This window comes from Desulfosarcina sp., assembly GCF_033791525.1.
In the GTDB taxonomy this organism is placed as follows: Bacteria; Desulfobacterota; Desulfobacteria; order Desulfobacterales; family Desulfosarcinaceae; genus Desulfosarcina.
The window spans coordinates 1-23,520 of the sequence record NZ_JASJGN010000213.1; the positions used below are offsets into that span (position 1 = coordinate 1).

Genomic DNA, 23,520 nt, shown 5'->3' on the forward strand with positions numbered 1-23,520 from the left:
CACCACCTCCTCCTTTTGAACCGCGACAGGGAGCGCATTCCCCGTCGCTTGTTGGCGCGAAGCAAAAATCCCGATTATCGGGGTCGGAGTGAAGCAGAGATCCCGCTCATCGGGGCCGCGGGGAGGGTTCAATTTCCTATAATCTTTCGTGTAACCTTCTTTTTCTCACAAACCATGATAGCGAAATATGTGTTCACCGTTGTCGTGAACGGGAGCCCGCTAGTTCAACTGGTAAACGATGGGGATGACAATTCTAGCCGCCATGGGCGGGTTGGGAAACGGGCTGGCGTTGTAAACCGTTTTCAAGGCGCTTTTATCCAGAAGAGAAATGCCGCAGCTTTTCCGGACTTCGATGTTGTCTGCGCGGCCGTCCGGGTAAATGGTGAAAGAGACCATCACTTCCCCGGACCATCCGCGTTTTCGCGCGATGCTGGGATAACACAAGTGCTCCCTCAGATGTCCGCGGATGAAGTTGAAATGTGTGCCAAGATAGGCAGTTCCCCCGTCGCCACGCAGGGCTCCCCCATTACCCGAACCTTCATCATCCGGACCGCTCAGTGAACCAGTACCCACATGCCCGGAAGATCCTTCGGACAGGTCATCTGCGCTGTTTGCCCTGATTTCGGCTGATGGATTCGTGGCAGCAACAGACCCGGCGCCCGGGAATAGGCTCGGGGATTCGGGACCTGCTGCCGGTTTTGGCATGGGTAGAAGCGATTTCGGTTTTTTTTCGGGTCGAGAATTCACCTGAGTAGGGGGAGGGGCTTTTTTGGCTGCTATGATTGATGGATCGGGTTTAGCCTTCTTTTTAGTAACCGGGTCAACCGTGTTCTTCCGAGGCACGGGTTTCGGCTGGACGGGTTTTAATGGGGGTGTTTTCAGAATGGCTTTCAGTGTGTCGTCCGGAAGAATTCGGCGGGCAGGGGTCGGTCTCTTTTCAGTGGGCGGTGTTTCTGCCCGAACGGGAGGTGGCGCCTTTAAAACTGGCGGCGGTGCTTCCACAACAGCGACAGGTCCTTCATCAACTGGGGGTAAAGTTTCTGCGGCGGGGGGCATTGCTTTCAGAACCGGCGGTTGTTCCTCGGCAACCGACGGTGGTGGATCGGAAACACTGGACTTGGGGGTGATCCCCGGATTCATGGGGGGGGGGACCTTCCGGTCGCCGGGGAAATCCTTTGGAGGTGACGCTTCATTTTGAGGCTGCGCTTCATCGCCCCCGGACCCGCCGCCTGCTGCCGAACCTTTCTCCCCGATTCGGCCGCCGGAATCGAGGCTGAAATCGAGGGCCACGGTCCTGACCGTCGGGGTAATCCCGTGGCTGACCCCGTAAAGGAGAATCGCGGCCATTCCGTGGACCATCAGGGAGATATAGATGCCATGGAGCTGCGTCCTCATAGTCGGCTTTCGGTTTGCAGGTGGACCTTGGTGAAACCGAGGGTCTTGACCAGATCCAGCACATCCACGAAGGATTGAAGGGCGATGGCCCGGTCGGCTCGAATCATCACCGCCACGGAACGGTCAAGCCCCCGAATGGCAATGCCGAGGTCGAGCAGGGATACGGCCGTCGCGTTGATATGCACCTGGCCATTCCGGTCGATTTCGATGATCTGGGATTCCATTGACTCCACTGATTTGTCCCCGGCCTTGGGAAGATCGACGGGAATAACCCCCGACGCGATAAAGGTGGAAGTGGTCAGAACGATGGTAAGCAATACCAGCATTATGTCCACCAGGGGGATGACGTTGAGGTAATCGAATTCCTTTTCATCCATTTTCGATCTCCCATTGCATCAGGAGCACCTTGACCCGTCTCAGGAGCAGGTTGTAGGCGACGATGGACGGAATGGCCACCACCAGCCCCACCGCCGTGGCCTTCAGGGCGAGGGCGAGCCCCACCATGATCTTCCCGGTGTCCATGAAACCCTCTACCCCCATGGAGTAGAAGGTCATCATGATCCCCAGGACGGTCCCCAGAAGGCCGATGTAGGGTGCATTGCTGCCGATCGTGGCGATGATATGGAGTTTTCCCGACAATAGTAGTTCCAAAGATTTTTTATTGGAAAAGTGATCGACACGAATACGGCTGTAGACAATAAACCGCTCCGCCGCCACCGACAGAGCGACGACGCTCATCAGGAGCAGAAATCCGATCACCCCATAGTCGATCAGTTCTTTAACCCATTCCATCGGACCCCTCCTTTACCCCTTTGAACGTTTGACCGACCAGGACCAAGACGATGCCCAGGCCGACGCCGGCGCACCCGAAACAGGCGGCGCAGTTACCGCTGCAGCGGGAAAGCGGAAGCATGCCGGCCAGGCCGCCGGAGGCCCCGATCAGCGCGTACAGGATTTGCTGCTTAACCTTTTTCATATGCGGGCTTTCCTTTCGGAGCAGGAATTGGAAGAAGGGTCTTCCCGTAGTCGATGGCCCCCCTGGCGCAAGCGGTCTTGCAGTCCCCGCAGGGCATGCAGGAAAGGGCATCGATTCGGGCGGTCCGATCTGTCAGGTCGATGGCCCACGTGGGGCAGCTGTCCAGACAGTCACCACACCCGTTACATTTGGCGGGATGGACCGATACGCGCCGCCCCCATCGGGCCCCGGCCCGGTTTGAAAGCCCGTCCAGCGCCCCAATGGGACAGAGCAGATTGCAATAGGCCCGGCCTCCTTTGGCGAAAAAACCCAGCAGAAGCACCAGCCCCAGGTTGATCAATCCGGCGGTCCGCAGAAAATAGGCCATGTCCGCCCCTGAAAAGGGGGCCCCGATCATGCGGGGGATGGTGGCGAAGTTGCAGTATGAACAGCAAAGACTGCCCAGCCCCAGTGCAGCGGCTCCGAAGTAGACCGACAGATACCCATAACGGAAGGCGGGGGCAGGAATTTTAGCAAAATTGATTTTCAGGAACCGGGGCACCAGCCGGCTTCCCAACTCCATGGTTCCCCCGATGGGGCAGAGGTGGCTGCACCAATACCGGCCGAAGAAAAAGGTCGTGAGCAGGATTCCGAAAACTAAAGCCACCCCCATGTAACTTCTCAGATATCCCATGAAATAGGCGTCCAGGCTGGCGCCTTTGCGCCATACGAAAAACATGCGGGGGCACCAGGTGCCGCAGAAATTACTGTCCCCGGTGAACTGAAACAGGAACGACAGCGGCGGAAGAAACAGAACCATTGCCAGCGCCATGATCCAGTAGCGGCGTCTGCCGGGAAAGGCCGGTTTAGTGATGTCCGCCCGATGCATGGGAATCCTCCTTTCCCTTGAAGATAAGGGGCACCTTCAGCACCGATTTTTCGGTGCGGGTGTCGTAAAAGGCCAGGTTATATTTGCCACGGGGGGTGTCTTTTCGATTGTATCGTTCCGGTTCCGCCCGAAACGACGCCAGACACCCTTTTCCGCAGAAAAGGTGCGTGTTCCCCTGATACGTGTATGAGAGGTCTCCTTCCCGGACGGACATGCCGCAAACCGGATCCAATGGAAAAGAACGCAGGAGCACCCATAAGGCGAGACGATCCCACGGTTGCACGCCGTAAAGGATGTCATCCCGGAAATCAGGCAGCCGCCGCAACCCCAGGTCGACCACCGGTCCCGAAAAACGTAGTTCGTAATCCAGGGGCGGGTTGCCCTCCAATACGACGCGGACATCCCCCCGGTAGGGTGGCAACACCGTTGCCGTGGTAATCTGGGTATAACGATCCCACCCGCTCTCCAGAAAGGAGGGGTGGCGGGCCTTGCCCCCGTTAACGGACAGGAGCCCGATGGCGTGGCTCGAATCCCCCCAGCGATACTCCGCCGCAGCCAGTGAAATAAGGACCGCCAGAACAAAAGTGACCATCGATCTGATACGCACGATTCCCTCCTTAAAAATTATAGGCCAGCCGCACAAGAAAGGTTCGCGGCGCCGCCGGTGTATATCGTTTGACGCCCTGTGTGTCTTTCTCGACCTCCACGGCGTAGTATTGGTCGAACAGATTGTCCACATTGAGCGATATCTGAAAAGGCGCCTTTTCGTACCCGATGAAGGCATTGGTGGCGAAGTCATATCCTCCGTATTTTTCTGTATTGGCGTTATCCACGTAGTAGGACCCCCATGAAAAGGTTTCCAGTTTGAATGTTATCCCTGACGCGTGGCGGTAACGCCCATAGAAGGAATACTGATGGGCCGGGATGAATGGCAGGGTGTTGCCGCTCCGGTCCATATTAACAACCCCGAAGCCTACCCGAACCGGCTCGGTAAAATCCTCGAACGTATAGTTGGTGTAGGAATAACCGGCGCCGAATTCCAATCCCTCCAAGGCTTCCCAGGGGGCATACCAGGCACCGGAGAACTCGAACCCCCGCTTCAGGGTTTCCCCGGAATTGGCGTATTGGCTATCTCCGCCCGGCCCGATCACCTGGACCACCTCATCCTCTACCGGGGAGTAGTAGACGGCAGAATCAATCACCCATGATCGGGTCCGGGTTTTGAGCCCAATTTCGTAATTTTGAATGGTCACCGGATTCAGATCCGGGTTATCGCTGACTTCTCCCTCGGTAGGGGTTTGAAAGCCTTGGGAGAAGTTGCAGTACAGATTTAACCAGTCGGTGAACTTGAAGGTGGCTCCGATCCTGGGACTGAACCCGTTGAAATTCTTTCGGACGTCATCGGGATCTTCCGCCGCAATATACATCCCCCTGCTGTAACTGTATTCCTCGGTCCGCGTGCCGGTGATATCCATCTGGATCTCGTCGTAGCGCAGTCCCATATCGACGATCCACCGGTCGGTGGGTCGGAGTGATTCTTGAACGTAGAACCCATAAAGATCAACCTGGCGGTCCTGGGTCTCGATCAAATCGCCCCTTCGATCAGAAAGCACCTCGGTGATCCGTCCCCCCGGTGTCGTGGCAAAATCGGCATACCGGTAATATTCGGTTTCCTGGTCGTCCCACCGTCCGGTGGCACCGAAGGTGAGTATGCCCTCCATACCGGCGAGGCGGTGGTCCCGGTTGACCTGAAGATCGGCCCCGAAGGTGTTGGTGTCCGCATCGTTGATTCGGCCGGTGATGGGGTGTTCATGGGTCCATTTGTTCAGGTAGAGAACGGGTTTGAATTCCCACGGCCCCACTTCCTTGGTATACTTGGCATTGACGAAAAAAATATCTGAATACCGCCCTGAGTATTGCCAGGGTCCATCGGTTTCTGGGGCCTCGCCTGTCATCTCGTATTTCTCGAACTGGTCCTCGTTCAGTTTCCCCGGTAATTGGATGTCTGCGTTGGTGTATCCAAAATAGCTCTCCAGGGTCGATCCGTCATTGAGCATCATCGCACCTTGAAGGGAGGCCTGGTTGGTTTCAAATTCATTCCAGCGTCGCCATGAATTCTCCGATTCCCGCCGGCTGCCGCTCAGGGTGTAGTAGACGGTCTCGGCGATGTTGTCGGAATAGGACAGGTGGTAGTTCCGGGTTTCATAATCCCCGACCCCGACTTTGGCCACGCCGCCTTCCCGTTCAAATGGACTTTTGGTGCTCATGTTGATGACCCCTCCGGCGGCATTGGCGCCCCACAGGGTCGAATTGGGGCCCTTGACCACCTCCACCTGGTCGATCAACTGGGTGTCGATGAAATCCAACCGGGTCAGGCCGTCGGGGTCGGTGATGGGGACGCCGTCGAGAAGGACCATGATATCCCGAACCCCGTACCGGGCCTTGAGACCGGCCCCTCGAATGATAATTCGGGAGTCGTACCCCCGGTTGGGGCTATCGATTAGAACACCCGGAATCCCCCGAATGGCTTCCTTGATGTTGGTCATCGGGGTCTCCTGAATGGCCTCTTCACCGACCACCACCACACTCGCCGGAACCTCGGCGGTCTTGCGTTCAATCCGGGTCGCGGTGATGCTGACCTCATCCAGTTCGTGTGCAGGCAGCGGCTCTTCCGCCACCACCGTGCCGGGGAGAGCGTGAATGACGAAAAGCGCAAGCAGGCCAAAAAAGATTGAGAATGATTTCATGTCGATCCCAGGGCGAGGGTGAGAATTCTTTTCGGGTCCTTGAGAGGACTGGCTGGAATATCCTTGATCTTAATTGTGACGGAAGGCGGGGAAAAGTAAAGACTAGAACATTGCGTATGGAATACTTATAAAATCTAGATATTATCGGATGGAAAGGAGATAGGTCCTGAGATTCACTTTTTTATTGGTGATCCCGATCTTCTTGCGGATATTGTTGCGGTTGACCTCCACGGTCCGGGCCGACAGGTTCATGAGGCTGGCGATCTCTTTGGTGCTTTTACCGTGTTTGACCAGGTTGGCCACCTGGATTTCCGTGGGAGTAAGTTTTAGATATCCTTGAGAAACCCCGCGCAGGAAGGGGGACAGGATATCGTTTAACTGGGTTTCCACGATCTCAAGAAACCCCTTCTGACGCTGGTCGAGCCCGCTGGTTTTGAGCTTCTCAAGCAACGGTTTCACCAATTCCCGAAAATTGAACACCAATCGCTCCTCGAGTTCGGTCTTGTCTGCCTCCCGCTGCTTCAGGAGCACCTTGAGGGCCGCATTGACCTCCTCCAGATCCCGGGTCTGGGCCTCCAACTCCCGCTCCCGGTCCAGCAAGGCCTGTTCCACCCGTTTGCGTTCAATGGCGTAGCGAATTGAGCACCGGAGGACCTCCGGGGTCGTTCGGTCTTTGACCAGATAATCCTGAGCCCCTTTCCGGAGTGCCTCCACGGCGGTCGCTTCGTCGTCCAGGCCGGTCAGAACGATCACCGCCACGGCGGTAACGCCGGGACAGAGGCAGGAGAGAGTCTCCAACCCCACGCTGTCGGGCAGGGTCAGATCCAGCAGAACTACATCATAGACGCCTGCTTCCAGCGCCGCCCGCCCCTCCGCCAGCCGATCGAAAACCGTCACTTCGCAACCGGTCGGGTCCGCTTCGTAAAGCATCTCTTGAATCAACCGGATATCGCCGGGATTGTCTTCGATCAGGAGGGCCCGAATGCTATGAATCATGGGGTATCCTTTGCCGGAAGCTTAACCGTGTCAACCCAGAATCGGCGAATCGATTCGGCAACCTCGAAAAAGGCCTCCAGATCCAGGGGCTTGCAGATGTAGCAATTGGCGTGGCAGTCGTAGGCGGTGAGGATATCCGCTTCGGCCTCGGAGGTGCTCAGGATCATCACCGGAATCCGCCGCAGCACCGCATCCGTTTTTATCTCCTTCAGAACTTCCCGGCCGTCTTTCCTCGGCAGGTTGAGGTCCAGCAGGATCAGGTCGGGCCGAAATCCCCTCGAGTAGGGTTCTTCCCGCCGAAGGTATCGAAGCGCCTCGACACCGTCGGTCACCACCTCCAGGCGGTGATCCATTCTGCATTCCCCCAATGCCTCCTTAAGCAGTCGGGCGTCGCCGGGGTTGTCCTCGATCAGCAAAATGTCTATTTCCTTGCCTTCCATTTTACAAATCCTTGGCACTTTTTTCACTCGCCGGCAAAGTGAAGTGGAATGTCGAACCGAGGCCTGGCACGGATTCCACCCGGATGATACCGCGGTGGCGCTCCACGATTCTTTTGCAGATCGCGAGCCCCATGCCGGTTCCCGGATAGTCCTCCCGGGTATGGAGTCGCTGAAAGATGGTGAAGATTCGATCGGCGAACTCGGGATCGAGTCCGATACCGTTGTCTCGGATGGAGAAGGCCCAAAACCGGTTATTCCGATCGGCGGAGACATGGATCTCCGGCGGTATCTCCCGACGGAACTTGATGGCGTTGGCGATCAGATTCTGGAACAGCTGGGACAGCTGGGTCGGATCGGCCTTCACTACGGGCAAGGGATCATGGGTGATCCGGGCACCGCTCTCTTCAATGGCCACCCGAAGGTTGGCGACAACCTGACGGAAGACCTCCAGGGTGTCGGTCAAGGACGTCGGGTTACCACAGGTTCCCACCCGGGAGTAGGACAGCAGGTCTCGAATCATTCTCTGCATTCGCGCGGCGCCATCCACCACGAAACCGATAAAGTCGTCGGCATCGGCGTCGAGCCTTCCCTTGTACCGCCGTTCCAGCAGTTTGACATAGCTCGACACCATCCGCAGGGGTTCCTGAAGATCATGGGAGGCGACATAGGCGAACTGCTGGAGATCTCGGTTGCTCCGTTCCAGTTCCTCGGTCTGCTCAGACAGTACCCGGGCCGTTCGTTTTCGATCCTCGACCTCGATGGTTAACCGCTCCCCGGCCCGAAGAAGTTCCTTCAGATGCCGGGTCCGTTGCCGTTCGAAGCGAAACAGAACCATGCCGGCCAGCAGGGTGAGCCCCAGACAGGATAGAATGAGTACCCCCTGTGCATATCGAAACCGTCTTAAATTTTCGGTCAGGATCTCCTGAACACGATTCTCCAGTCGGCTCACGACCTCCATGAACTCAAAAAAGACGGCCTGGTAATGAAGCTCGGCGTCGTCCTGTATAAAATCATGCGCCTCTTCTCGAACGCGACGGTTCGCGCCGGCCTCCCATTCCGCTCGCTTGATTTCCAATTCATCGATGTCGTTCTGAAGGCCGGCGCTTAGAAAAGGAAGCAGCGCCGTTTTCCAATCCGCCTGCGCCTCCGTTAGTCGCCGAAGGGTGCTTACCGCCGTGACCAGTGGTTCCCAGTTCTCCTCCAACCCGCCGACGATACCATTCGCCAATATCTCCTCGATCATCAGACCGGTGATAGCTGCCTCCAGCTTGATTTTGCTGACAGCGTTCATCATTGGCGCGTCCAGGGAGGTCATGCGTTCGCCAATATAGAACCCGTAGGATACAAGGGCGAGAATCAGCAGGCCGATGCCTCCCACCGAAAGATAAATTCTAGCGGGTGGGGCCGCCCTGAAAACAGGGGATGTGCGCTCACTTTTTGGCGGCATCTTTTCGAAACTTCATCATCTGTCGCTTTTTCTGGATCATGAGGACGTCCTGATACATGTCTTCGAAAGCCGCTTTCATGACCGCGTCGAAGTCGGCGTGTTTCCCGCCGTGGGCTTCGATGAACCGGTCGGCATCGGCTTTGGTTTCAAATGCCCATTTGGCCCGGGCGGTCATTACCCCTGTCTTGTTCCCTCCGATCACCCAGAAGGCTGATTCCGCCGCAATTTGTTTGTGGGTGCCGTAGTCTCCCACCGTGATTCGGGATACCGGTTTATCGGTATGAAGTGCCATGTCGATGGCCGCGCAATGGATCGAGCACGTCATCTCTTCATTCCCGTCTGAATGGGTGATGATCGTCCAGGAGTGGCCGAACTGCGTTTTTTTCATTCCGCAATACCGGCAGGATAAATCCTCCGCATGGACCGACAGCACCCAAACCGGCAGCAAAAGCATCACCGTAAGCACCCATTTCGCCAGAATAACCGGCCTCAATAACTTCGACATGTGGACATTCCCTATCGAGAAGACTTTTTTTTAAGATTAGGCTCTAAATACGCGGTGCAGCAAACAAACCGCCGACTTCAGTCTCCCGACATCTGTCCCTCGCGACCGATCAGGTCATCATGTAGAAGCCGATGGTCACATCACAGGCGTCTTCACCCACGAATTGGCAGCCGATCGTCTCTTCGGCCACCGAACGCACCACCACCGCCTTTTGAATAACCGAGCCGGCTGTATTGTCGAGGGTGAACTTGACCCGGAATTGGTCGTTGACGTGCACGTCCGGTTTGCCGACGACTTTGAAACCGATGCCATGGCGAGAGAGGTTGTCGATCTGTATTCTTCCCCAGTCGTCCGATTTCAAGGCAAGCCGGTCGCCACGACCGCGGATAAACACGCCGTCGAGGTTGACCCTTTTGCGATGCTCACGGCGAAGTTCGATTTTGATGTACATTTCATTGCCGCAGGCGCAGGTGGCCTTCAGTCGTGTGCCGATGCTCCGGATGTCGGAAATGTCCAGCAGCTTTTGGCGGTTACAGTGCTTGCAGGCGATATTGGCCGTTTTCCCGTCCTTGAGCAGTGCGGTGCTCAGCATGCCCGGGTCATCGGGCTCCCCTTCTTCGAAACGCCAGTGTGCCTCATCCTCTGCCCTGACCTCACTATCGATTATCTCGATGGGGCCTTCGTAGTCGATGAGGTCGTCGCCGGCTGCCTGAGCCCCGGGTGTGACGAATTGAAGGATCGTCTCGCGAATCTTGGCCGGCGCCTTCTGGGCCTGCCGCCGGATCAATGCATTGACGATGGTGCTGCCGACGCATTTGACCAGGTTTTGTGTTTCGCTGGACCAGGCCACCGGTTGTTTGACTGCATCACAGCCGATGATGCCCAGCAGGTAGCGGCCGTAAAACAAGGGGGTGAACAGAAACGATTTGACTCCCGGAGAATGAAACCCCTCATGGGCGGCGACATCCATCGCTGTCAGGGTATCCATATCCGCAACGGTGACAGTACTGCTCTTTTTCACCTGGCTCAGAACCCTGGAAAAGGGATCTAATCTGGCGTTCTGCAGGCTTGGTGCCGGGGTTCCGATTCCGTCGCTGAGCCATTCGTGCGTGATGGATAGCCGGGTCTTCCGATCATGAAACAGGCATACATAAACCCGGTCCGCCCCCGAGACCAATCCGACTTTTTCTAAAGCGTAGACAATAATTTCGTCGATATCGGCCGGGGAACAGATGGAAAGGTCATCGATGATGGAAAACAGCAGGTTGACAAAGTACTCCTTGAGCTGCAGGTTTTCCAAGGCCTGTCGATAAGGGGTAATGTCTTCCACGGCCAACAGCATGCCAGGCAGATTCTGGTTCGGCGTCTCCACCGGTTGGGCATTTACCCTGGCGGACCATACGGCTCCGTCCTTTGTCTTGAGTTGGAGTTCAAAAGGCTCTTTCTGGGCTCCGGCGAAAATCCGACTACGATTGATGAAAAAAACGGCCTGGTCTTCTGGTGCGATGAACAGGCTGATGGGTTTTCTCAGCAAGTAGGCTTGGTCTGCGCCGAGCATGTCGACGGCGCGCGGGCTGACGCCGTCGATGAGACCGGACTTGTCCAGCGATATCAGGCCGGTAGTCGATGCCTGTAAAAAACGGGAGCAATCGGTCAGTTTTCTTTTGAGCGCTTGCCTTTCGCCGACGAGGGACTGGTTGACCCTTTTCAACTCGGTCTGGTGGCGGGTCAGTTCCGCGATTTTTTGCTGCAGCAGGTCGGACGGTAAATGCTCAGTCGAGCGGTCGTCTCTGGTCATAACGTTTCCCTCGGCCAACCATCCACCGGCGAACGGGTGATGTGCAGATGAATAGTGGTGCGGTTACTGGTAGATTTTGTTCAATTCCTCGGATGCCTCGACGGCCAGTTCCGAATCTTCAGTATATTCAATGGCCGCCTTCAGGGCCATTCTGGCATTGTTGTAGTCTCCCAACAGGCGATACGTTCTTCCCAGCTCCAATAGCAAGGCGGGGTCTTTGGGATAGAGTTGTGCCGCCGCTTCTAGCATGGACAGCGCGGCGTGCAGTTGCCCGGAAGCCAGGTAGGTCCTGCCCAGATTCAACTGGGCGACATAAAATTCCGGCTGCAGCTCCAGCGCCTCTTTCAAATAGTGCCGGGCCTTGTCATAGTTCCCCTTGTTGTAGTAAGCCCAGCCCAGATTGGACAATGGAAAGTGAGGCGTGGCGTAAAGCATGTCTCCACTCACATCCTCCAGAACAATGATGGCTTTGTCCCATTCTTTCCGAACCAGATAGGCACTCCCCAGGTTGTTTTTGGCCAAGGAGTAGTCGGGTCTCAGCTGTACCGCTCTTTCAAAATGCACCACTGCAAGATCGAACCTCTCCTTTGCCATATATACCAGACCCAGATCGTTATGCAGGAAGGGATCGGTTGGGTTTAATTTTTCCGCTTTGAGCAGTTCTCCCAGTGCTGCCGTATAATTCCCGCCGCTCATGTGGGCTTCTCCCAGGTTAATGGCGGCAGCTGCTTTTTTTTTATCCTGGTGAGAAATGCCTGTGGTGACGCATGCTGAAAGCAGCAGCACGGTAAAAAGTAAAAAAAGTATTGCATCCGGTCGCCAACGTGCCATGGACGTTCTCCTTATTATGAGCGTGTCCGGGTTGATTCATCTATCCCGGCAATCCTTCGATAAGACTATAGTCGGGCTGTGTCTTTGATCCGCACCAGCTTGATGTCCTGGTCCTGTAGAAAGGTTATGATCAATTCTGGTATCTTTTTCTCGGTAATCAGTCGATTTTCTCCGGTGTCAGTTGGAATGAGAATGCCGTTGACAGAAATGGCCGTGTTGAACTCAGCAGACCGTTTCGCTCCATAAAAAATGGGGGATGCCGTATAGGCCATACCAGCGGTTTCCATCAGGCGTTGAATGATTTCCACCGGTCCGGCGTCTACATTGATTTGCAGGATCTCAAGCCCCGTACCCCTGATGGCATTTACCGCATCACCGTAAAGGTCTCCGAAATCGATGAGGATTTCCCTCCCGTTCCCGAAAGAGAGCAGGTTCGACAGGGCCTGGACCTGAATGCCGGCATAGGGGAAGCTGATGCTGGTGTTGGGTGAGTAGTGAAATCCCATTAAGGCGGCAAACGAATCGATAAGTGCCTTCTGGCTGGTGCCGTCGATGCTGCCAACATCTGCCGCTCCCTCCGTGCGAATCGGCCGCCGTGTTGCCTCCGGCGTCCCGGACAGGATCTCCTTGATGAGAATGTCGTTCTGGTCCAGGTAGCGGACAATGCTGTCGTGGGTTCGCTCGGAGGCGGACATGATGGGGGTGATGCAGGAATGGCGGGGGACGCGGCCATCGGCCGACGGTTCGGTGCGGATCCATTTGGCGCTGAGCTTGATGCTTACCCCCCCATCGTCAAAGGCCAGGTGGTTGCTGGATGCTTCTCCTGAAAAGGCCGAAAAGACGGCTTCCAGAATGTCCTGGGACGAGGCGTTGTCGGATACCTTCACCGCCTTGACATTATCCCAGTAAGATTGAATCAGCGGCAGATCCACATTCATCACCCGATCCTGGGATGTCAGAATCACCTTTGACCCGTTCTGCAGGTCGATCATGGGGTAGCGGGAAAGGTCAAGCTCGAAATCCTTGCCCTGTTTCATGGGGAAAAAATAGGTCCCCTTGTCCAGCAGGCGGCCCCCGATCGCCGATGCAGCTTCGGCAGCCGGACCGGTGCCGGCCGTCTCCGAGGGAAGCGCGGCCATCTCCGGAGCAGGCGCAACGGCGGGTTGGGGTTGGGGTTCAACGGGTTCGGTTTCCTCGGCATCCGTTATCTGTTCGACCAGATTACCGGCTTCATCGAACAGGGCGCTGTACCAGCTCTGTTCTCGGATTGAAGGATCGGGCATGTAAATCTTCTGCCCGGCGTAAATTCGATTGAGGTCCTTGATGTGTGGGTTGGCGGCCTTGAACAGCTCCAGCCCCTGGCTGTAGGTGGTGTTTCCGTATCGGCCGCCGAACTGGTTGGCAATCAGCGTGGAGACGGTGTCGCCCCTTTGAATGGTGTAGGTCCGGGTATGCTTTTCCATCATTTCTTTGGGGCTGCTGATCATGACGACCGGGATGGTGACCACACCGGAGGCTTGGCCCGGCAGGGCGCCCTGGGTCAGCTTTTTCAGCGGGATGTCCACCACCTGCCCGGGACGGATCCTGTCGATGTCTTTCACATGGGGGTTGAGGCGCTCGAAAATGCCCAGAAACTCCCTGAAATCGTTGTGAGCGAGCTCCCCTTTCTGGCGGAAGATCTTGAGCACCCAATCCCCCTGCTGGACCTGGTAGGGGTCGCAGAGGATATCCCAGCCGCGGTCGTAGCGCACCACGTAGTTTTTGTATAGCATGGCGCCATAAGTGTCCGCCGTCAGGAACAGCAGGATAAACGCCAGTACCGGCAAGTGAATCCTGCGAAGGAGGGGGCGTAGAAAAAGGTTCGGTTGTTTCATGACCATGGCCGTTTACCTGTCTTTTTCGTTGGGGTTCCGGCTTGGGGTCAATCCCCGTTGCCACCGGAAACCGATGATGTCCGTTCAGCAGGCTGTTGAAAAACGACTGTGCCCGGCTATACGGCGTTACCATTCGACGCCAAATGCTCAATTATCATCCATAAATTCTAATTATGATGCAAATGTTGCCTTGTCTTGGCTGCGCCCATGACGTGTTTTCAACACCGTGTCAGGTCCTCTTCTTTAATCCGAGTTCAGCGGCGATCTGCCGGGAGATGGCTTCAACGAAGACGGCCATTGCCCCCGGTTCCAGTGGTTTTCCCGGTGCAGGCACCTGCGTCAGGTGTTTCGGATGGACATAGCGTGGCTGATTGACCAGTGAAGGGTCTGGAGAAACGGCAAATCCATCCGGAAAGCGGTTCTGAAAATACATGTCCTGGAAACCTGAAAATTTGAGAGCGTGGGCTGTGGAATCCACGATGGCCGTTTCGTTGGAATCCAGAAATCCATTTTTAAGGGCCACCTGCAGCCCGGCAAGCGACTCACCGCCGTGGGTGCAGGCGATGTGGCCATTGCGATTGGCCGTGAGCTGCCAGTCCATGATGTCCTGTTCGGCCACCTCCACAAAGAAGACCCGCTGACGGCCGGCAACCTGGTTGTAGCGATCCACCAGATGGATCACCCGGGGCATGGAGACCGGGTTGCCGATCATGGCGGCCTGGGCCACACTGGGTTTGACGGTCATGGGCACGAATTTTCGTTTACTGGAATCCGGTTCGCTGTAGTATTGGAATACGGGGTTGGCGTGGACGGATTGCACACCCACGATTTTAGGCAGGGCGTCGATGATACCTACCTCATGGAACTTGAGAAATCCGTTCATCACGGCAGTGATATTGCCCGCATTTCCAATGGGCACCACCACAACTTTGTCGGCCATGGCATAGTCGAAGTCCTGGGCGATTTCATAGGAATAGGACTCCTGTCCTAAAATGCGCCAGGCATTTTTAGAGTTGAGCAGGGCCACGTTGTATTGCTCGGAAAGGGCTTCGACAACTTTCATGCAATCGTCGAACACCCCGGGTATCTCGAAGACGTCGGCCCCGCTTCCCAGCGGTTGGGAGAGCTGCTGGGGGGTTACTTTCTTGTGGGGCAGCAGGACCGCCGACTTGATCCGGGGTTTGAGATAAGCGGCGTATAGAGCCGCGGCGGCGCTGGTATCCCCAGTGGACGCACAGATGGAGAGCACCTGGTCGACCAGCCCCTGCCGAATGAGAAAATTGATGTAGCTCAGGGCGCTGGCCATTCCCCGGTCCTTGAAGGATGCGCTGGGGTTCTGACCGTCGTTCTTGTAAAAAAAACGCATGCCTGCTTTGGCCTGGAGAAGGCCGTTGGCTTCCACCACGGGGGTGTGGCCTTCTCCCAGGTAAACCACCGAATCCAGAGGGATGACGGGACCGATGAACTCGTGGTAGCGGTAGATGCCCTTTACTGCCGGGATCTTGAGCATGCGCCGGTAGTCTATTATGCGCTGCCAATGCTCGCCGTCAATGGCCTTTAGCCGATCGAACTGCCGGTCATGGATGAGCAGTACGCTTCCGCAGTCCGGGCAGGTGTAAAGCAGGGATTCGATGCCGTGTTCGGCAGGGCAGCCCAGGCATCGGTAGACGAGTTCTCCGCTGGGTTCAGGGATCAGGTGCGGCTGGATATCTTCCGGGAATTGGTCGCGTCTCACGAGGGTATTTTTTCCGTTCCGCCCATGTATGGTCTAAGCGCTTTCGGGATGACGACGGAGCCGTCCTCCTGTTGACAGTTCTCCAACAGGGCCGCCAGGGTCCTGCCCACGGCCAGGCCGCTGCCGTTCAGGGTGTGGACCAGCCGGGTGCCTTTTTTGCCTTTTTCCTTGAAGCGGATGTTGGCTCGCCGGGCCTGAAAATCTTCGAAGTTGCTGCATGAGGAGATCTCCCGATAGACCCCCTGGGCGGGCATCCACACTTCGATGTCATACGTTTTGGCTGCGGAAAAACCGATGTCTCCGGTACACAGGGTGATCACCCGGTAGGGCAGTTCAAGCCGTCGAAGCACGGTTTCCGCATTGTCCAGGAGCGATTCCAGTTCGTCGTAGGAGACCTCCGGCCGGGTGAATTTGACCAGTTCCACCTTGTTGAACTGGTGCTGCCGGATCAACCCGCGCGTATCCTTGCCGTAGGAGCCAGCCTCGGAGCGGAAACAGGGGGTATAGGCCGCGAAAAAGACCGGCAGCTGTGACGCGTCCAGAACCTCCTCCTGGTAGATGTTGGTCACCGGGACTTCAGCAGTGGGGATGAGAAAGTAGTCCAACCCCTCTAGCTTGAAGAGGTCCGCCTCGAACTTGGGCAGCTGGCCGGTGCCGGTCATGCTTTTCCGGTTGACGATAAATGGCGGGAGCACCTCTTTATACCCGTGTTCCGTGGTGTGCAGGTCCAGCATGAAGTTAATCAGCGCGCGCTCCAGGCGGGCTCCCACACCCAGGTAGAGGGGGAAGCGTGCGCCGGCGATTTTGGCGGCGCGGGTGAAATCCAGGATTCCCAGATTCTCCCCGATGGTCCAATGGGGCAGGGGTGCATAGGAAAAGACAGTGGGTTCACCCTCCGTTTTGACCAGGGCGTTGTCCGTTTCGGTTTTGCCCACCGGCACGCTTGCGTGCGGGATGTTGGGCATGGCCATGATCATCTCGCCGATGGCCGATTCGCCTTCTCCCAAATCTCTTTCCAAGTTCTTGATGGTTGTGGACACATCCCGCATTTGATCGATGATGGCATCGGCATTATCCCCGCTGCGTTTCATCCGGGCGACCTGGTCGGACACGCTGTTGCGCTGGCGGCGGAGTTCTTCCAATTCGAAAAGGATGGTTTTTCGCCGGGTGTCCCGGGCCTGAAAGGCCTCCCAATCAAAGGCCGTCCCACGGTTTTGCATGGCTGTTTTGACCAGTTCCAAATTTTCTCTGACGAGCTTGATTTCCAGCATATTTGTCCTTATTATCCAAAATCACGTTTAAACGGGGCCATACATCAGATTCCAGGTGGCGGTGACAGTTTGTTATGGGGGCGGTGAACGGCATACCGATGACATAGGCTTTAAGACAACTAACTTGGTCTGCGTTATCGGTCGTCGAAGTATAGCAAATACGGCGTCCTCCCTTTAGCCTGGCCAAATTAATCGTCTTAACGCCTATAGGCGAACACCGAAGGCAAAATCAAGCGCGAGCTTATCTCAAGTGGTCTAATTAGTCAATCATGATTGCCGGTAGAACCGTGATAGGCAGCACATCTCCGGCTGCTTGCAGCCGTGGGTGTGAGCGGTCGGAAAATTGATCGTTGTCATCAATATGATCCTTCCCCCGTGCTTTTCTCGCGGGAAAGGGTTTAACTGTTATCGGTGAGTTTCTGCGACCAGATACAAAAAACAAAGATGGAGATGTCAATGGATGAAGTTCGGGAAAAAAAACAGGAAATCAGAAATGGAATATCGACTTTCTTCAATTCACTTGCCAGCGATGTGCTCAAAGCAAACACCCGCGTTATCGAAAATCGACTGTTTGAGTTCGCCAACTTTCTCGAATCCAAGATTGTCATGCTTTACGTGAACACGGAAAATGAAGTGGCCACGGATGCCATTATCAAGCGGGCCTATGAATTCAACAAAATCGTGGTGCTTCCCGCCTTTGATACGGCCAAATCCAAAATGAAACTGATGAAAGTGGACAACCCGGACAAGGATCTCATCAACGGCCCGCGGGGAATTCTGGAACCGAACCCGGCCAAATGCAAGCCGGTTCCGCTGGATTCAATCGATATCGCCATCGTTCCCGGAATCGCCATGGATGAAAAAGGTGGGCGGATCGGATCCGGTGACGGATACTACGACCGGATCATCCCCGACCTGCCCATGACCACCCGCAAGGTGGGCCTGGTGTTCGAGGGACAACTGGTCCCCCAAGTGCCCATGGAATCCCACGACAAACATGTCGATATCATTATCACTGAGAGACGGGTGATCTATAAGATTTGACGGATTCGCAAAAAACCCGATCCGCCTGAGGCGGATAAATATCTGCGTTACGCTTCATCCTTCGTCACTGCGGTCTACCGTAAGTACGCCTCCTTCCTCAGGATGGAACATGAATGTTCGCCGTAAGGATCTTGAACGATTTGCCATTCGCTCGCCTAAGCTCGCTTTCGCGGCACGCAAGCCTTGATCTCGGGCTTTTTACGAATCCGTCGGAAATGCGACTTTTTACAAGTTCATCAATATTTAGCTCATCGACGCATTGCGTGGATGATTGAAAGCGCCTCCCGTTGCGGGGCGCTTTTTTAGTTTGGTGCCGGTTCTGGGTTCGGGGTTCGGGGTTCGGGGTTCTGAGTTTTGGGTTCCGCCCTTCGGCTTGAAATGTCGGTGTCCATCCACAAATGGTAGATTGTGGATCAGATCAAGGCCGCAGCGTTTTCGAAACCGGAGGCGTAGCAGTGCTACGTCGAGGAATTCTAAAACGGGAGAACACAGGGCTGGGCCGGAAGATGCCAATTCTGGGCGGACACCGTCTAACTTCTTGACCTGACTTGCCTTAATTGATAAACACGTGCTGGGAGAAACGTGCCAATGAAATACCAGCGCCTGAGAAATGAAATGGTCACCAAACAGATCATCGCCCGCGGGATCACGGATCCCCGTGTGCTGTCGGCCATGCGGACCGTCCCCCGCCATTTGTTTGTCAGCGAAGCCATGATGGATCAGGCCTACGGCGACTTTCCGCTGCCCATCGGTGAACAGCAGACCATTTCGCAACCTTACATCGTCGCGGAAATGACCCAGTCGCTCCAAGTGACCCCGGAGGACCGGGTGTTGGAGATAGGCACCGGTTCCGGCTACCAGGCGGCCATATTGGCCCAGATCGCCTTTCGGGTCTACACGGTAGAGCGCATTTACTCGCTGTATACCCGAACCCGAAAGCTGTTTGATCAGTTGCGCTACCACAACATTGTCACCCGGTATTCCGACGGTACCACCGGTTGGAAGGAGCACAGCCCTTTTGATGCCATCATCGTCACCGCCGGTGCGCCGGAGATCCCCATGGTGCTGGTCAACCAACTGGCCGTGGGCGGCCGGATGGTGATTCCGGTGGGGGATCGCCACACCCAGGATCTTATCAAACTGGTTCGTGACGAAGAGGGCATCCACCAGTCCAATCTGGGCGGGTGCCGTTTTGTCAAGCTAGTCGGCGAGCACGGCTGGAGAGAGCAGTAAATGCTCAGGCGTCTTTACGACTGGGTACTTCACTGGGCCGCCACCCCGTATGGCACCTGCGCATTGTTTCTGCTGGCTTTCGCCGAATCCTCGTTTTTTCCCATTCCGCCGGACGTCCTGCTTATCGCCATGTGTGTGGCCCGGCCGGACAAGTCACTCAAATACGCCCTTGTCTGCTCCATCGGATCCATTTTCGGGGGGTGCCTGGGATACCTGATCGGCTGGCATTTCATGGCTTCGGTGGGCATTCGCATCGTGGACTTTTACGGCCTGACGGACAAAGTGGCCTATATCGAAACCCTCTACAACACATACGACGCCTGGGCAGTGGGTATCGCCGGGTTCACCCCTATCCCCTATAAGGTTTTCACCATTGCCGCCGGCATGTTCAAAATCAACTTCACGGTGTTCGTCCTGGCATCCATGGTATCCCGATCAGCCCGGTTTTTCCTTGTGGGCGGCTTGATCTATCTGTTCGGTCCGCGCATCCAGCGCTTTATCGACCGCTATTTCAATCTGCTGGCAGTTACCTTCACGGTATTGCTGGTGGGTAGCTTTATACTGATCAAATTTCTGTTTTAGGTGTGGCGCCAATCTCAAAACGCCCCATTTCGGCCAATATCTGCGTTGGTCTCCCATTTCAATCCTCGACATACCCGATGTATGCCTCCGGTTGAAATGGTCGTCTGCCTTGATCTTGAACGAACTGCAGCATTTTGAGATAGGCTGCATTGAGCCGGCATATAAAAGGGAATAGCCATGACCTGTATCGTGCAAAAATTCGGCGGCAGCAGCCTGTCCGATGTCGACAAGATCATGAAGGTTGCACGAATGATTGCCCGAGTCAAAGAGCAGGGCATGGACGTGGCCGCCGTGGTCTCCGCCATGGGCAAAACCACGAACCAGCTGGTGGAGATGGCCCGCAGCATGTCATCGACACCGCCGAGACGGGAGATGGACATGCTGCTGAGCACGGGCGAACGGATCACCATGTCCTTGCTGTGCATCGCCCTGAACGAACTGGGTGTAGCGTCGGTCTCCCTGACCGGATCCCAGTGCGGCATAATTACCAACCATCGCCACAATGATGCCCAGGTGATCGAGGTGCGTCCCTTTCGGGTGCTGGATGAACTGGCCGAGGGCAGGGTCGTGGTGGTGGGTGGGTTTCAGGGGGTGAGCTACAAAAGGGACATTACGACCCTGGGGCGCGGTGGATCGGACACCACGGCGGTGGCTCTCGCCGCTGCGATCGATGCCGATCGCTGTGAAATATACTCGGACGTGGACGGGGTTTACTCCGCCGACCCGTCCAGGGTGGCCGATGCCCGTCACCTGCCGGAAGTCTCTTATCCGGTGATGCAGGAGATGAGCGCCGCCGGCGCCAAGGTGCTCAACGCCCAGGCGGTTCAGTTCGCCAAGGAAAAGCAGATTGCCATTTATGCGCGCAGCACATTTGACCGTAGACAGGAGACGGTGGTGAGGAAACTGCCGCCGGGCAAGGTGGCCGGCGTGCAGGCAGTGGTCAGCGAGGAGGCGATCACACGGGTTCGCATCAGCGGGGATCACGCATTGGCTGGTTTCCAATGGGCATTGGGTTTTTTGGAGCAAGAGCAGGTGCCGGTGAAGGAGGTTCATGCCGCCGATATACCCGACGATCCTGGTGCATCGCGGGTTTCTTTTGTGGTATCCTCTCCCAATGTCTACGGTTGGCAAGAGATCCGGGAGGCCCTGGCCCGGCGTCTGGGCAAGGCCGTCCGGTTCGATACGCACCTGAGTGCGCTGTCGTTGATTGGCGAAGGGCTTAACCGGACCAACGACACCCTGAATGAGGCCCTGGCCCTGCTGGAACGACATGAAATCGCGATTGCCGGTGTCACCACCACTTCGTTTCGCATCTCACTGCTGGTCCCCCGGGAAAAGATCGACGACGGCGTGCGCCTGTGCCATGGGAATTGGATTGCGTAAACGATTTAAATACGACGGTGAACCACCCCTTGCAACTGTACCCTGAAATTCGACAATGACTAAAATGATCCTGGAAACCATCAAAATTCTTGTTGTTTTTTTCGTTGGGGCAACCCTGCTGCTCTACCTGTTACAAGGCAGAATGATCTTTATTCCCCAGCCGACCGCCCCGCAAAACCAGTCCCGCTATGCCGAAAGCGAAGTCCGTATAGACCACGGTGGCGTCACCCTTACCGGCTGGTTTTTCAAAAATGAGATCGGTCCCGGCCATCCGCTTGTGGTCTATTACGGGGGAAACGCCGAGGATGTGAGTCTCAACTTTGCGGATCTCGGACGCTTCAACGCCCGATCGTTTCTTTTCATGAACTACCGCGGCTACGGCGGCAGCGACGGCAAGCCGTCTGAAAAGGCATTGCTGTCCGATGCCCTGTTTGTGATCGATCACATGGTGGCGACCGAAGGCGTCGATCCGGCCCATATAGTGGTCATGGGACGCAGCCTGGGATCAGGGGTCGCTGTGCACGTGGCGGCTAAACGTAGGGTGGGCGGTGTTATCCTGGTCACCCCGTTCGACTCTCTGGTCAATGTGGCAAGGTCCCACTATCCGATCTTTCCGGTAGGGTTGATGCTCAAACACCGCTTCGATTCCGCGGCCCTGGCACCGGGCATCACCACGTCGGCTCTTTTTCTCACCGCATCCAACGATCAGGTGGTGCCGGTGCGGTTTGCCCAAAAATTGGCTTCGGTTTGGGGCGGGCCGCTAACCGCCGTCACCGTTGAGGGGACCGACCACAACTCTGTAGAAACATCGCCGGTGTATTGGGATGCGGTCAACGCATACCTGTCGTCCGATCGTCGCCAATGAGTAGAACACATCTCAAAAATAGTCTGAGCGCCCATGGCGGCGTTACAAAACGACTAAAAATGCTCACATACTACCTGTATGCTCCGCTTTTTCGCCGTTTCAAGCCTTGCCCTGAATCCTGATTCTTATTTTTGAGATGCGTTCTAATAAAATGGTAAGGATACCCTGCTATGGAAAAGAAAACTGTTTTGCTGTTGGGTGCCACCGGGCTGGTCGGTGGTCATATTCTCAATCATCTACTGGAGAATGAAACCTACGAGCGTGTCATTGCGTTGACCCGTTCAGCACTCCCAGGTACCGAGGCCTTTTCAAAGCTCGACGCCCGGATCATCGATTTCGGGCGTCCGGATGAGTGGCGGGATCAGGTGGCTGCCGACCAGACCATCTGTGCGCTGGGCACCACCATCAAGAAGGCCGGCAGCCGGGAGGCGTTCCGACAGGTGGACTACGAGTATCCCCTGATGGTTGCCCGGGCTGCTCTAAACGCCGGCAGCAGTCACTTTCTGCTGGTTTCGGCCATGGGCGCGGATGCGAATTCGCCTCTGTTTTACAACCGGGTCAAAGGCGAATTGGAAGCGGCGATCCTAACGCTGGGATTTCCCCGTGTCAGTATTTTCAGGCCATCCCTGCTACTGGGGGACCGCCGGGAGTTTCGTCCGGGTGAGGCGGTCGGTCAGGTGCTGGGCCGGTGGCTCCGCTTAGCCATTCCCAGGCAGTATCAGCCCATCCATGCCCGCACGGTGGCTGCAGCCATGGTACGGATCGCCGTGGAGGATCCACCCGGCAACCGGGTGCTGGCTTCGGCTGCTATCGCCGAACGGGGGGCCGATTGACGGGCCCATCCATAAGGTGTATACCCACGTTTCAGTGATAAGACCGACCGGTTTTACTTTTTTGCGGCAATCTTTTTCCGGAGGACTCCATGACCATCCTGAAGCATCTTTTCTCTCCCATCCAGATCGGCCGCATGACGGCCAAGAACCGCCTGCTCATGTCCGCCATGAGCATCAACTTCGGCGTGGATGAAAACGGCCATGTTACCGATCAGTTGACCGGCTACCTGGCGGCCCGGGCCAGGGGAGGCGCGGGCATGATCCTGGTGGGCGGCGGCGGTGTGCACCCCACGGGCCTGGAACTGCCCGGGCTGCCCGCCCTGTGGGACGATGCATGCATCCCCGCCCTGAAAAAGATGGTCGAGGCGGTGAAATCTTTTGATACGTGCTTCGGCGTTCAGCTGATGCACGGGGGCCGTCAGTCCTACCACGACCGCAAGGTGGCACCGTCACCCATTCCAGCGCCAGCGGTGGTGAAGGGGGTTCCCAAGGAGTTGACCATCGAAGAGATTGGCGAACTCGTGGCTTCTTTTGGCGATGCTGCCCGGCGATGCCGGGATGCCGGGTTCGATTTCGTTGAGGTCCACGGGGCCCACGGCTATCTGATCAACCAGTTTTTAGCGCCCAATTCCAACCATCGTGTCGACGAATACGGCGGCAGTTTTGAAAACCGCATCCGATTTTTCCTGGAACTGCT

General features: G+C 56.2%; 22 protein-coding genes and 1 pseudogene. 7 read left to right on the top strand and 16 right to left on the bottom strand.

From position 1 onward, the window contains the following. Window positions 1–219: 219 nt before the first annotated feature. The 16 genes from QNK41_RS10510 to serS all read right to left on the bottom strand — a co-directional run bounded on the left by QNK41_RS10510 (window position 220) and on the right by serS (window position 16,883). Window positions 220–1,395, bottom strand: a complete 1,176-nt coding sequence (locus tag QNK41_RS10510; protein ID WP_319256495.1) for a TonB family protein — start codon at window positions 1,393–1,395, stop codon at window positions 220–222. Continuing rightward, window positions 1,392–1,772: a biopolymer transporter ExbD gene (locus QNK41_RS10515; protein ID WP_319256497.1), complete on the bottom strand. Its 381-nt coding sequence runs from the start codon at window positions 1,770–1,772 to the stop codon at window positions 1,392–1,394. The genes QNK41_RS10510 and QNK41_RS10515 overlap by 4 nt, the downstream gene beginning before the upstream one ends. Continuing rightward, window positions 1,765–2,187, bottom strand: a complete 423-nt coding sequence (gene exbB, locus QNK41_RS10520) for a TonB-system energizer ExbB (protein WP_319256499.1) — start codon at window positions 2,185–2,187, stop codon at window positions 1,765–1,767. Before exbB ends, QNK41_RS10515 begins: the two co-directional genes overlap by 8 nt. Next, entirely contained in the window at window positions 2,174–2,371 is a 198-nt protein-coding gene (locus tag QNK41_RS10525) for a hypothetical protein (RefSeq protein ID WP_319256501.1), read from the bottom strand. The genes exbB and QNK41_RS10525 overlap by 14 nt, the downstream gene beginning before the upstream one ends. Then, the gene (locus QNK41_RS10530) at window positions 2,358–3,239 is read right to left on the bottom strand and encodes a 4Fe-4S binding protein (protein WP_319256503.1); all 882 of its coding nucleotides are present in this window, start codon (window positions 3,237–3,239) and stop codon (window positions 2,358–2,360) included. Before QNK41_RS10530 ends, QNK41_RS10525 begins: the two co-directional genes overlap by 14 nt. Next, window positions 3,217–3,846, bottom strand: coding sequence for a YHS domain-containing protein (locus QNK41_RS10535; RefSeq protein ID WP_319256505.1), 630 nt, complete (start codon window positions 3,844–3,846; stop codon window positions 3,217–3,219). Before QNK41_RS10535 ends, QNK41_RS10530 begins: the two co-directional genes overlap by 23 nt. A gap of 10 nt (window positions 3,847–3,856) precedes the next feature. Further along, the gene (locus QNK41_RS10540; RefSeq protein ID WP_319256507.1) at window positions 3,857–5,986 is read right to left on the bottom strand and encodes a TonB-dependent receptor; all 2,130 of its coding nucleotides are present in this window, start codon (window positions 5,984–5,986) and stop codon (window positions 3,857–3,859) included. Window positions 5,987–6,127: 141 nt separating this feature from the next. Next, on the bottom strand, window positions 6,128–6,982 hold the full coding sequence (locus QNK41_RS10545) for a response regulator transcription factor (RefSeq protein WP_319256509.1): 855 nt from the start codon (window positions 6,980–6,982) through the stop codon (window positions 6,128–6,130). After that, window positions 6,979–7,422, bottom strand: coding sequence for a response regulator (locus tag QNK41_RS10550; protein WP_319256511.1), 444 nt, complete (start codon window positions 7,420–7,422; stop codon window positions 6,979–6,981). Before QNK41_RS10550 ends, QNK41_RS10545 begins: the two co-directional genes overlap by 4 nt. A gap of 1 nt (window position 7,423) precedes the next feature. Then, window positions 7,424–8,869: a sensor histidine kinase gene (locus tag QNK41_RS10555; RefSeq protein WP_319256514.1), complete on the bottom strand. Its 1,446-nt coding sequence runs from the start codon at window positions 8,867–8,869 to the stop codon at window positions 7,424–7,426. Then, a complete protein-coding gene (locus QNK41_RS10560) occupies window positions 8,853–9,374 on the bottom strand; it encodes a nitrous oxide reductase accessory protein NosL (RefSeq protein ID WP_319256516.1) in 522 nt (173 codons plus the stop codon). Before QNK41_RS10560 ends, QNK41_RS10555 begins: the two co-directional genes overlap by 17 nt. A 109-nt stretch (window positions 9,375–9,483) precedes the next feature. Beyond that, window positions 9,484–11,172, bottom strand: coding sequence for a PAS domain S-box protein (locus QNK41_RS10565; RefSeq protein ID WP_319256518.1), 1,689 nt, complete (start codon window positions 11,170–11,172; stop codon window positions 9,484–9,486). Window positions 11,173–11,235: 63 nt separating this feature from the next. Further along, window positions 11,236–12,003, bottom strand: coding sequence for a tetratricopeptide repeat protein (locus QNK41_RS10570; RefSeq protein WP_319256520.1), 768 nt, complete (start codon window positions 12,001–12,003; stop codon window positions 11,236–11,238). Between the two features lie 65 nt (window positions 12,004–12,068). Next, window positions 12,069–13,883: a LysM domain-containing protein gene (locus QNK41_RS10575; RefSeq protein WP_319256522.1), complete on the bottom strand. Its 1,815-nt coding sequence runs from the start codon at window positions 13,881–13,883 to the stop codon at window positions 12,069–12,071. A gap of 223 nt (window positions 13,884–14,106) precedes the next feature. Further along, the gene (thrC, locus tag QNK41_RS10580) at window positions 14,107–15,612 is read right to left on the bottom strand and encodes a threonine synthase (RefSeq protein ID WP_319256524.1); all 1,506 of its coding nucleotides are present in this window, start codon (window positions 15,610–15,612) and stop codon (window positions 14,107–14,109) included. Next, complete coding sequence (serS, locus tag QNK41_RS10585; protein ID WP_319256526.1) at window positions 15,609–16,883, bottom strand: serine--tRNA ligase; 1,275 nt, start codon at window positions 16,881–16,883, stop codon at window positions 15,609–15,611. Before serS ends, thrC begins: the two co-directional genes overlap by 4 nt. 456 nt (window positions 16,884–17,339) lie before the next feature. Between serS and QNK41_RS10590 the strand changes: the two genes are divergently transcribed. From QNK41_RS10590 to QNK41_RS10620, 7 genes and pseudogenes are all read left to right on the top strand, one after another. Continuing rightward, window positions 17,340–17,927 carry a 5-formyltetrahydrofolate cyclo-ligase gene (locus tag QNK41_RS10590; RefSeq protein WP_319256528.1) on the top strand — a complete coding sequence of 196 codons (588 nt, stop codon included), beginning with the start codon at window positions 17,340–17,342 and terminating at the stop codon, window positions 17,925–17,927. A gap of 588 nt (window positions 17,928–18,515) precedes the next feature. Next, complete coding sequence (locus QNK41_RS10595; protein ID WP_319256530.1) at window positions 18,516–19,160, top strand: protein-L-isoaspartate(D-aspartate) O-methyltransferase; 645 nt, start codon at window positions 18,516–18,518, stop codon at window positions 19,158–19,160. Continuing rightward, window positions 19,161–19,742, top strand: coding sequence for a YqaA family protein (locus QNK41_RS10600; protein ID WP_319256532.1), 582 nt, complete (start codon window positions 19,161–19,163; stop codon window positions 19,740–19,742). Between the two features lie 177 nt (window positions 19,743–19,919). Continuing rightward, on the top strand, window positions 19,920–21,125 hold the full coding sequence (locus tag QNK41_RS10605; protein WP_319256534.1) for an aspartate kinase: 1,206 nt from the start codon (window positions 19,920–19,922) through the stop codon (window positions 21,123–21,125). A gap of 55 nt (window positions 21,126–21,180) precedes the next feature. After that, entirely contained in the window at window positions 21,181–21,990 is an 810-nt protein-coding gene (locus QNK41_RS10610) for an alpha/beta hydrolase (RefSeq protein ID WP_319256535.1), read from the top strand. 170 nt (window positions 21,991–22,160) lie between these two features. Continuing rightward, window positions 22,161–22,823 (top strand): oxidoreductase, encoded by a 663-nt coding sequence (locus tag QNK41_RS10615; protein WP_319256537.1) that lies wholly within the window; start codon window positions 22,161–22,163, stop codon window positions 22,821–22,823. A gap of 89 nt (window positions 22,824–22,912) precedes the next feature. After that, window positions 22,913–23,520, top strand: a pseudogene (locus QNK41_RS10620) (NADH:flavin oxidoreductase); the annotation flags it as partial.